The sequence below is a fragment of the Paucibacter sp. XJ19-41 genome (assembly GCF_028462495.1).
GTDB lineage: Bacteria > Pseudomonadota > Gammaproteobacteria > Burkholderiales > Burkholderiaceae_C > Roseateles_E.
Map to the genome: position 1 here is coordinate 1 of NZ_JAQOWX010000162.1, position 9,900 is coordinate 9,900.

The following is a 9,900-nucleotide window of genomic DNA, read 5'->3' on the forward strand; positions in this document are numbered from 1 at the left end:
CTGGTCGGCGGCCGAGCGCGGACCGGTGCGGCGCGAATCGGCCGAGGCGATGGCCGAGGCCGTGGCGGCCGCGCTCGCCAGCGGCGACTGGCGGGCGCAGGAGCTGATCGTGCTGACGCCGTTTCGCGCCCAGCGCGCGCTGATACGCCGCTGCCTGCGCGAGCGCGGCGTGCCCGACGCGGCCGTCAAGGTCAGCACCGTGCACCGCGCCCAGGGCAGCGAGGCGCCGGTGGTGCTGTTCGATCCGGTGGACGGCAGCCAGCCTTTTCTGCATGGCGAGGAGGCGCAACGCCTGCTCAATGTCGCGTTCAGCCGCGCCCAGGCCAAGCTGATCGTCTATCTCTCGGCCAGCGACGCGGCCAGCCCCCTGCTCGCACCCCTGGTGCAGCGCCTGCGCCTGGCCGGCGATGCGCGCGTGGCGCTGGATCTCAGGGATCTGGCGCGGCAGCCGGACTTCCCGGCCAATGCCCTGGGCCGTCGCGTGCGGGCCGGCCGCCACACCGGCGAGGTCAGCCGGCTGAGCCCGGACGGGCGACAGTTCTGGCTGGTCAACGAGATCAGCGGCGCCGAGCAGCTGATCGATGCTGGGTTCTGGCGCGCGCGGGCCCTGGCGGAGGGCTGAGCCCGCGCTTCAGCGCGCGCCGGCCTCCGGCAGCTTGGCGATCACCTTGATTTCGAACTGGAAGCCGGACAACCAGGTGACACCGACGGCGGTAGCGGTCGGGTACGGTGCCTCGCCCCAGTACTCGGCGGCCACAGCCCAGGCGCGTTCGAAATGGTCCTGCGGGTTCACCATGAAGACCGTCACATCGATCACGTCGGCGAAGCTGCAGCCGGCCTCGGCCAGGATGGCGTTGAGATTGCGGAAGGCCAGGCGCACCTGCTCATCGAGCTCAGGCTCGGGCGAACCGTCTGGCCGGCTGCCGACCTGGCCCGAGACGAACAGCAAACCATTCGAGCGGATGGCCGGCGAGTAGCGGTGCAGTTCGTAAAGCGCGTGACGGCCGGCGGGGATGACAACATCGCGTGAGGACATGCGGGAACTCCTTGAAGGCATAAATGAAAAAAGGGAAAAGGGATCGGATGCCCCGGACTTTAGGGAGCCCGCGCCCCGCGATAAACAAGCAGCTCGCACAATGACTGTTTGGCGATTCAGGACAATCGCCGCCAAGCCCCCATTCTTTTCGCCAAGCGCCCCAGCCGATGGACCGATTCGACGCGCTGCAAGCCTTCGCCCGCGTGGTGGAGGCCGGCAGCTTCACCAAAGCGGCGCAGACCCTGCACCTCAGCAAGACCACCGTGACGCAGCTGGTGCAGCAGCTGGAGGCGCGGCTGCGCGTCAAGCTGCTGCACCGCACGACCCGCCGGGTGACGGTGACGCCCGAGGGCGCCGCGTACTACGAGCGCGTTGTGCGCGTGCTCGCGGACCTGGCGGAGGCCGATGCCGGGCTGGCCGGCCTGACGGCAGCGCCGCGCGGCCGCCTGCGGGTGGACGTGCCGAGCCCGTTTGCGCGCCTGATCCTGATGCCGGCGCTACCCAAGTTCCATGCACGCTATCCAGAGATCCAGATCGATATGGGCGTCAGCGACCGCATCGTCGATGTGATCGGCGACAACGTCGACTGCGTGCTGCGCGGCGGCGAGGTCACCGTGCCCTCGCTGATCGCACGGCGCGTCGGCGAGCTGCAGCTCGGCGTCTATGCCGCACCCGACTACCTGCAACGCGCCGGAACACCCACCCATCCCGCCGAGCTGAACGACGGCGCCACGCCCACGCCTCACCGCATCGTCGGCTTCCTGCGCTCCGGCAGCGGCCGGGTCGCGACCATGCCGATGCGCCGCGGCCGGGGCGCCGCGGAGGAGTCCGTCGAGGTCAGTGGCCGCTACGTCGTCGCGGCCGACGACGGCAACGCCTATCTCGCGGCCGGCCTCGCCGGCATGGGTGTGCTCTGGCTGCCGCGCTATATGGCCGAGCCCCATGCCGCGCGCGGCGAGCTGCTGCCCTTGTTCGACGACTGGCAGATCGACCCAATGCCCATGTACCTCGCCTACCCGCCGACGCGGCATGTCAGCGCGAAGCTGCGGATGTTCATGGAGTGGATTGAGGAGTTGATGGCGGGGGTTGCGCTGAGGTCGAGCCGTTCCTGACGGCCGGCCATTCGTGGCTGTTGCGGCCCCGCGTGCCAAGCGCACGGCGGGCATCGAGGCCTGCGGGGACAGGTCTTGACGGATAGATGTCGCTGACGGCGCCAACTGGTCCCCCAAAGGGGTAGCGAGGGCAATTCCGAAGCCTCGTCGCCGGCCGCCCGCCCATAGTTGGCCGCATGGCCTCGCTGAATCGATCCGATCACCAAAGACCGACGATATCGGGCGGGGCGGCTCAGTTCAATTCGGTTTTTCTGCCGCTCGCCATGGCCTGCCTCATGCCGGAGGCCGTAAAGCGGCAGATAGACGCCGACTATTTGGCCTAGGGAATCATGCTCTTCGACCCGTATATATCGTTCTTCGAGTCGCTGGTAAAGGCATGGAAGCGTGACGACAAGCGCATCCGGGCGGCGCTACTTTCGGCCATTGCGGCCACAGCTATTGCCATCATGATCGCGCTCTTGGCCCAATCTGGATTGGTCGACAAGAAGATCACCGAAACCGTTGCCGGTGTAATCGGCGCACTCGCCGGTCTTATTGCAGTTGGCGTTGGCGCATACCAGGGCCTCGCCGAGCAGGAAGCTCGAGAGCAAAAGATCGAAACAGTAGAGCAGCGCCTTCGCGAACACGGGCCGGGCGCGCCGGCAGCATCGCCACGTCGTAGTGGTCGCAGAACTCCTCGACCAGGCGGCCGGGCGTGGCCTCGTAGCGGTCCGGCCGGGCGATCAGGGCACGCGCCTGGTCCGGTACGATCAGCCGGGGCACGCCGCCGATGAACTCCAGCGCGTCCATGATGGCGCCGACCCAGTCGGCGGCGGTTTGCGTCGGCGTGGCGCAGGCGAAGGTGTAGTTCGACGCGCCGAGCACGGCCACGAAGATCTGGGCGGCACGGATCTCGCCGGTGGCCGCGTCGATCAGCGGCACGGTCTGTGCGGCGTAGTCGATGAACAGACGCTCGCCGGCCGGGTGGACCTGGCGCATCGAGCGCTTGAGGCCAGCGGCCCAGGCGCGGTACTTCACGCAGAAGCTGGTGTACTTGTACGCCTGCGAGCCCGCGTCGGCCAGGCTGCGCTGGTATTCCTCCCAGAGCAGTTGCAGGGTGACGCCGGGGCGCTTGAGCTCTTGGTGGACAAGGGCGAAGTCAGGTTCGAGCTGGGTGCTGGCGCGCGGCACGGCGGGGCCGTACAGGCGGGCTTCCAGGGCCGCATCGTCCAGCGTCTGGGCCACCGCCCAATCGACGCCGGCGGCACGGGCCTTCATTACGACGCTGTTGACGGTGGTCTTGGCGATGCCCAGAACGCGCGAGCACTCGCGCATGCTCAGGCCCGATTCCAGGTGCAGTCGAAGGGTTTGACGTAGTTGGCGCATGTGAATCCTGGGGGTGGGCATGAGGACCGAAAAATCGGTCAGCATGCCCACGGCTCAGGTCACTTGCGCGCGCTCGGGGTGTCCGGGATCAGATTGAAACGCTGTCCGCGTTCAGCCTGAAATGGTGTCCGCGTTCGTCTGAAACGCTGTCCGCGTTCCGCTGAAATGGGTGGCCGCGATGGGCTGAAATACGCAGCTTGCCCACTCACCCGGCCAGCCGGATCGACGAGCTGCTGCCGCATCGCTGGTCACCGCCAGCCTGACCCCGCCACCCTGGGCCGCACCCGTCAAGGTGTGTTCGGCAGCCGCTTACGGCCCTTTGGCGAGTCCAGGGTCCGCTGGATTCGCAATGACCCGTCGCTGTACACGGATTGCATCCGGGCCGCCTTGCGCATCGAGTCCTACGGCCTCTACGCGAAGAACTACTCGGACGTCTACGCGCTGCTGCGGCGGCAGTACCGTCCGGTGGAAATGCTCATGTTTCCGGACGGGGGCCATGCGCTGTCGCGGCCCAGCGAGCGGATGATCTCGCTGCAGGGGAACGTGGACTGGTATCGCTTCTGGCTGAAGGGCGAGCGGCGAGAGGAACCCTTCGTGCCGATGGAAACGGCACAGAAGCTGAAGGACCAGTACGCACGCTGGGACCAGATGCTGGAGATGAAAGCCGCGGTGGATCAGGCGCCGCACTGTGTGCGGGAGCTGTCGAGCAACTGAAGAGCTGGCGCCGCTATGGTGTCCTCCGCGAGGACGCCCAATGGGTATCGTGAATGTTTAGCGGCTTGTCGAGCTCGGCTGAGTGAACGGCGGCTTCGCGAAGTCGATCGCGGATCGACGTGCTTGGGATAGGCACTCCATGGTTCCTTGTGCGGCACATGTGAGTGTAGGAACTTCAACTGGTTGGCAAAGTCGGATCAACCGATCAGGATGAACGATGCAAATCAGTTCGCATGCCGTCGACCGCAGTAAGTCCTTGTCGAAAGACTCAGTTCGTAGGCATGCCATCCCGCTCGCCCGATTCGGCAGAACAGTGCGCCGTGGACGGACCTTGGCTGCTGACGACCTGCGTCACATGAGTGGCGTCGACCACGACATTGACCAGTAAGCCCTTACAGAGTCGGACCTGCGGAATCCGTTTGGACGATTTGAATGACGGCGTCAGGGCTGCCAGCAAAGCATTGGCGGTCGGTACGTCACGCGGCCAGTTCCAGCTTGACGGGATTAACGGCCTTGATCGCCACCGCCGCTTCGATCGTGGTCTTGAGCAACTGCTCCACTCCGGCCTCGCCGATCACGCGCCGGAAGCGGCCGATCTGCGTGGCGTCGCAGGGCAGCTTGCTCTGGTAATACTCCATGCCGCTGAAGAACTCCCAGAAATCAATGGCGATTGAATATCTTCCTGGGAGTTCTGCCCATCGGCATTCACCCGAAAATTTCAGTGTTCATGCGCGTTGCAGAGGTTTTGCAGGGCCGACTACTTACTATTGGCTAGTCCGTTCCCAGCAAGCTCCCTAACCTTCTTTTCCAATGCTGGCTTCGTGAGAGTTTTCCTCAGGGAGTTGTTTGACGCAGCGCGTCCCGCGCCGTGGCAGTCAGTGCAAGTATAGCCGCCTCCAACTGAAATATGGCCCACCGGAACTGGACTACTAACGATGACCTCGCCCCACGAGCCAGGTGGGCTAGTATATTCAGGGAGGGCAACAGGCCATCCTGGTCCCGTTGGCCACGGGAAGTCATCTGGTGTGTCGCCGGCATCTCCCATCTTCAGCTCCCCAACGCACCCTTGCTCTACTGTCGTGGTAAATTTTACTTGATCAAAATCTCCAAGATCACGATTCCACATGAAGTGGATTTGCACAACGAAACTCTGATACTGTGATTGATCTACGCGAGTACGGTGATATGTAGTCCACGCTCGCTTTTCCCATCCTGGATGCGCCCACCGAGGGTCCTTGAATGGCTGTGTCATTATGAGCCGGCCTGGAGGATTGCTGAAAGAACCGCTGTGGGATTGTGCGACAAGCCGCTGAATGAGTTCGTTTATCGAATCAGTTTCGTTTCTGCACGCGGGATCATTTCGTTCGACGCCGGCATGCGTAAAAAAAGATGTAATAGACAGAGTTGCACAAAAAATGACGGAACCAATTAAACGAAAGGCTCTCAATTTTTTCATTTCAATTTCTCGCATAAGACAGTACCTTAAACAAGGCAGCCTCATTTTTCTCGAGTAATTGAAGGTTCAATGCCTCTACGTCCACGCACATTTCGTACCCTACAACGACCGATTGTTCATTTGCGCGAAACAAAACCCAATCAGGGGGCAATGTCGGATCCTCAACGGTTATTTGATCGAAGCTCAGGTAACTAACTTGCCGGGGGACCCCTGGGTATTCATCGTTGAGAAGCAGAACAAACTGCTTCAGGCCATTCGCCGAATGAATAACGTTCAGTGCGAGTACTTTGTATATTCCATTATGTCGAAAGGGAAATACCTCCTTAATGGAAGATCCCTGTAGACTATCTTCAAAAATCAGACCCGACGTTGAAGGATGGGATATGCAACGAACCAACATAGCATTAGCTCTCAAGAAAAATTGGACTGCTCGATGGCTTGCTGTAGGCGCGTTAGTCGCACTGGCTGGCGCGATTATTTTCTTCATTGCGATGCCAAAGAAAATCCCTCCAAAGGGGGGTTCTCATGGGGCGCAAAAATTGCTAGAAACAGCGCAAGATGGCAGTCGATTGAGACAATCAAGCGCCCTCAAAGATACTATCCATTCAGTCGAAACTGCACCGCAACCTTATGTGCCTGAATTGAAATCAGAATGGGGCAAGCAGTTTCAAAGGATTTCCCCAGAGCAGAATGAAATTCTGCTAAATGCGCTAGACCCGCTCGCAATTGCCCAGAATGTTCCTGCGCTGCTCCAAGCATCCAAAAATGGTGATTCAATTGCCGCGTTCAAACTTTACACACTCTTGGAGCATTGCGTGGATCGTGCCCGCAGCATCGAGGTGGGCGAAGTTTGCAGAAAATACTCTTCAACTTTAGAACCGCTAAAAATAGGGCTTCTGGCGACCGCTGCGTCGGGTGGGGTATATCAAGCAGCCTTAGCTGCTTTAGATGAAAGCCGAAGAATTGGAAGTTCCGATGGTGTTCTTCGGTCTCAATTCTCAGCTATAGCTATAACTGGATTTAAAGAAGCCGCAGCTTTGGGATCACTAGATGCCCTTGCTATGCTCGGCACAGTACTGAGCGCAGGCGATATAATTGAACGAAATTACCCCGAAGCCTTGGCTTACCTGGAAATATATCAAAACATCACCAACGATCAAACATATACAGAGCGCGTCAATTCCATTCAAAGAAACATACGGAGCGGCGATCGTGAGCTTATCGCCTCGCTCCAAAGCGAGCTTCTAAGAAAAAGACGCTCCTCGCAAAAATGAATATCGGGTTCTCTCAAGTCGCTCGTCCTAAGTGATTGATTTGCAAAGAACTTTGCTGAGCGACTTTCGGGCGATTTGCGGCCTTGGCCCGATTACTTCGCTAACCATTCGCTCAACCGGACCCATTGCGGCATGCGGCTAAAGGCCCACCATTTCATTCTGGGCCTTTAACCACATACCGCAACGGTCCGGTTAGCTCAAACGTTGCCTCTTGAACAATCAGTGACATGAAGCGAGCCAAGCCGCCAATCGACTTCGCGACCGCAACGTACGCTGAGCTCGATGACTATGGCATGGGCATGCTGGTCTACGACTCGGCCGAACTTTCGTCGATCCTGCGTGGACATCTTCTAATCGAGCGCATACTCGAGACGCTCATTGCGAACTCACTTAAACGACCAGACCGCATCCTGGAGAAGCATCGCTTGACGTTTGAATTGAAGGTAGATCTGGCGTCGGCGCTCGGTGTTCTTCCGGACTCGCATCTCGGAGCAGCCAAAGCGCTAAACGGGATTCGAAATGCATACGCGCACAACGAATCACATCAGCTCACGCTGAATGAACTCAATTCGTTGAAGCTGAAGTGGGAGCCCTTGCAGAGCGAGGCATATGCGGTGGCTTGCAAGAAGGGCGTCGCAGAGGCCGCAAAGCTTTCGATCATTTTTCTGCATTGGTCGTTCCTCAACCTCCTGCCTCAGGCAAAGTCACGCCATGCAGAGGCATAACCTTTCGCTGCAGCCTCGGCTTCCCGGTGCTTCAATTCTTACCCGGCCGACCTCCACCATGGGTCCGGCCAGAGAAATAGCTGTCGAGCGCCAAGAAAGGCCGCCTGCCCGCTCCTGCCTCCCGCCCCTCAATGCCCCCCCGCCAACAACGCCGCATTCCCCCCGGCGGCAGCGGTATTGATCGTCAGCGTCTGCTCCGCCGCGAAGCGGTAGAGCTGGCCGACGCTGCAGGCTTCGAAGACCGTGATCAGCGGGAGGATGGCGCCGGGGCGTTCGGCCAACTGGCGCTGGACCTGGCGGGCCAGGGTGGCGTCGGGCGTGGCCAGGCAGACGCCGGCGATGCCGGCGCTGGCGATCCAGGCGGTTTGGCCCTCGTGGCCGATGACTTGGACCAGGCTGCGGTCCAGACCGGCGCCGCTCAGCGCCTGCAGCAGCTTCTCAGCGAGCGGCCGGCTGTGCTCATCGACCAGCAGGGCCAGCGCATTGCCGGCCAGCAGTGCGCTGGCGACCACACCGCTCAGGCCGCGCTGGCCGGCGCCGGCGGCCAGGGCGACGAAGACGCCGCGGGCGTGCTGGCGCAGCTCGTTGCTTTCGCCGGTGGGGCCGGGCAGGGCCTTCGGGGTCAGGTCTTGCTCGGCCTGCTGGGCCAGGGCAGCGATCAGCGCGGCGCTGGCGGTGTCCAGGCCAGCGCCGGCGCGCTTGAGCAGCGCGGCGCGTTCGGCCACCGGGCGCTCGCGCCAGTGCGCCTGGGTCTGCTGCAGCGCGGCCAGCGCGTCGGCGGGGAACGGTGCCGCGTTGCCGCTGGTGTCTGAAGTGGNCGTTCGGCCACCGGGCGCTCGCGCCAGTGCGCCTGGGTCTGCTGCAGCGCGGCCAGCGCGTCGGCGGGGAACGGTGCCGCGTTGCCGCTGGTGTCTGAAGTGGAAACGGCCGCTGCGGGCGATTCGAGGCCGGCCTCGGCCACTGCCGCAAAGCGCTGCAGATAGTGCGGGCCGCCGGCCTTGGGGCCGGTGCCGGACAGGCCCTCGCCGCCGAAGGGCTGGACGCCGACCACGGCGCCAATGATGTTGCGGTTCACATAGACATTGCCGATCCTGGCCAGGCTCGCGAGCCGCTGGGCGCGGCTGTCGATGCGGGTCTGGATGCCCAAGGTGAGGCCGAAGCCCAGCGCGTTGATCTGTTCGATCACCGCGTCCGGCTCGCCGCTCCAGCGCACCACATGCAGCACCGGGCCGAAGATCTCGGCGCCCAGCTGATCAATGCGGCCCAACTCGAAGGCCACCGGCTGGACCAGACGCGGCATGCTGTCATGCACCGGCGCCTCGGCGATCAGTGTCGCCTCGCGCTTCAGGCGCTCGACATGGCGGCAGATGTTCTCGAAGGCCGCGGCGTCGATCACCGGGCCCACATCGGTGGCCAGATCGTCTGGCCGGCCGACCCACAGCTCGCGCAGCGCGCCGGCCAGCATCTCGATCAGGCCGTCGGCAATGCTCTCGTGCACGCACAGCAGGCGCAGCGCCGAGCAGCGCTGGCCGGCCGAGCGGAAGGCGCTCTGCACCACGGCATCGATGACCTGCTCGGGCAAGGCCGTCGAGTCGACCAGCATCGCGTTGATGCCGCCGGTCTCGGCGATCAAGGGAACGATGGCGCCCGGCTTGGCGGCCAGCGTCTTGTTGATGATTTGCGCAACCTGGGTCGAGCCGGTGAAGCAGACGCCGGCCGTCTGCCCATGGGCCACCAGGCCGGCGCCGACGGTCTCGCCGGCGCCGTGCAGCAGCTGCAGCGCATCGGCCGGCACACCGGCCTCGTGCAGCAGCTCGACCAGCTTCAGCGCGACGAACGGGGTCTGCTCGGCCGGCTTGGCCGCCACCGTGTTGCCGGCCACCAGGGCGGCAACCACCTGGCCGGCGAAGATGGCCAGCGGGAAGTTCCAGGGGCTGATGCAGACGAAGACGCCACGGCCGCTCAACGGCGAAGGCTGGGCCTGGGCCTCGTCGGCGTAGTAGCGCAGGAAGTCGACCGCCTCGCGCACCTCGGCGATGCAGTCGCCGGCGGTCTTGTAGGCCTCCTTGACCAGCAGGCCGCTGAACTCGTGCAGCCGCGCATCGAGCGCATCGGCGGCGCGGCGCAGGATGGCGGCGCGCTCGGCCACCGGCGTGGCGTTCCAGGCCGGGAAGCCGGCCGCCAGGCGCTGCATCGCGGCCTCGACCTCGGCGGCCGT

Annotated in this window: 8 protein-coding genes and 2 pseudogenes; 5 read left to right on the plus strand and 5 right to left on the minus strand. The window is 63.0% G+C overall.

Annotation, left to right across the window (positions count from 1 at the left end):
* Positions 1–622, plus strand: a 622-nt coding sequence (locus PO768_RS26140; RefSeq protein WP_272648388.1) for a C-terminal helicase domain-containing protein, incomplete at its 5' end; no start/stop codon positions are given.
* Positions 623–631: 9 nt separating this feature from the next.
* On the opposite strand, the gene PO768_RS26145 is transcribed toward PO768_RS26140, so the two are convergent.
* On the minus strand, positions 632–1,036 hold the full coding sequence (locus PO768_RS26145; RefSeq protein WP_137944344.1) for a RidA family protein: 405 nt from the start codon (positions 1,034–1,036) through the stop codon (positions 632–634).
* Between the two features lie 167 nt (positions 1,037–1,203).
* Between PO768_RS26145 and PO768_RS26150 the strand changes: the two genes are divergently transcribed.
* Positions 1,204–2,148 (plus strand): LysR family transcriptional regulator, encoded by a 945-nt coding sequence (locus PO768_RS26150; RefSeq protein ID WP_272648389.1) that lies wholly within the window; start codon positions 1,204–1,206, stop codon positions 2,146–2,148.
* A 564-nt stretch (positions 2,149–2,712) separates the two neighbouring features.
* On the opposite strand, the pseudogene istA reads toward PO768_RS26150, so the two are convergent.
* Positions 2,713–3,534, minus strand: a pseudogene (gene istA / locus PO768_RS26155) (IS21 family transposase); the annotation flags it as partial.
* A gap of 144 nt (positions 3,535–3,678) precedes the next feature.
* Here istA and PO768_RS26160 point away from each other — a divergent pair.
* Positions 3,679–4,227, plus strand: coding sequence for a hypothetical protein (locus PO768_RS26160; RefSeq protein ID WP_272648390.1), 549 nt, complete (start codon positions 3,679–3,681; stop codon positions 4,225–4,227).
* A gap of 488 nt (positions 4,228–4,715) precedes the next feature.
* Here the strand turns inward: PO768_RS26160 and PO768_RS26165 are convergent.
* Positions 4,716–4,883 (minus strand): annotated as a pseudogene (locus PO768_RS26165) (IS5/IS1182 family transposase); the annotation flags it as partial.
* A gap of 1,183 nt (positions 4,884–6,066) precedes the next feature.
* Between PO768_RS26165 and PO768_RS26170 the strand changes: the two are divergent.
* Positions 6,067–6,957: a hypothetical protein gene (locus tag PO768_RS26170; protein ID WP_272648392.1), complete on the plus strand. Its 891-nt coding sequence runs from the start codon at positions 6,067–6,069 to the stop codon at positions 6,955–6,957.
* A 227-nt stretch (positions 6,958–7,184) separates the two neighbouring features.
* Positions 7,185–7,682: a hypothetical protein gene (locus tag PO768_RS26175; RefSeq protein WP_272648393.1), complete on the plus strand. Its 498-nt coding sequence runs from the start codon at positions 7,185–7,187 to the stop codon at positions 7,680–7,682.
* A 128-nt stretch (positions 7,683–7,810) separates the two neighbouring features.
* Here PO768_RS26175 and PO768_RS26180 read toward each other — a convergent pair whose 3' ends face one another.
* Both PO768_RS26180 and PO768_RS26185 read right to left on the minus strand, forming a co-directional pair.
* Complete coding sequence (locus tag PO768_RS26180) at positions 7,811–8,407, minus strand: hypothetical protein (RefSeq protein WP_272648394.1); 597 nt, start codon at positions 8,405–8,407, stop codon at positions 7,811–7,813.
* Positions 8,341–9,900: L-glutamate gamma-semialdehyde dehydrogenase (locus tag PO768_RS26185; protein ID WP_272648395.1), on the minus strand; the 1,560-nt coding region annotated here is incomplete at its 5' end. The genes PO768_RS26185 and PO768_RS26180, both read right to left, overlap by 67 nt.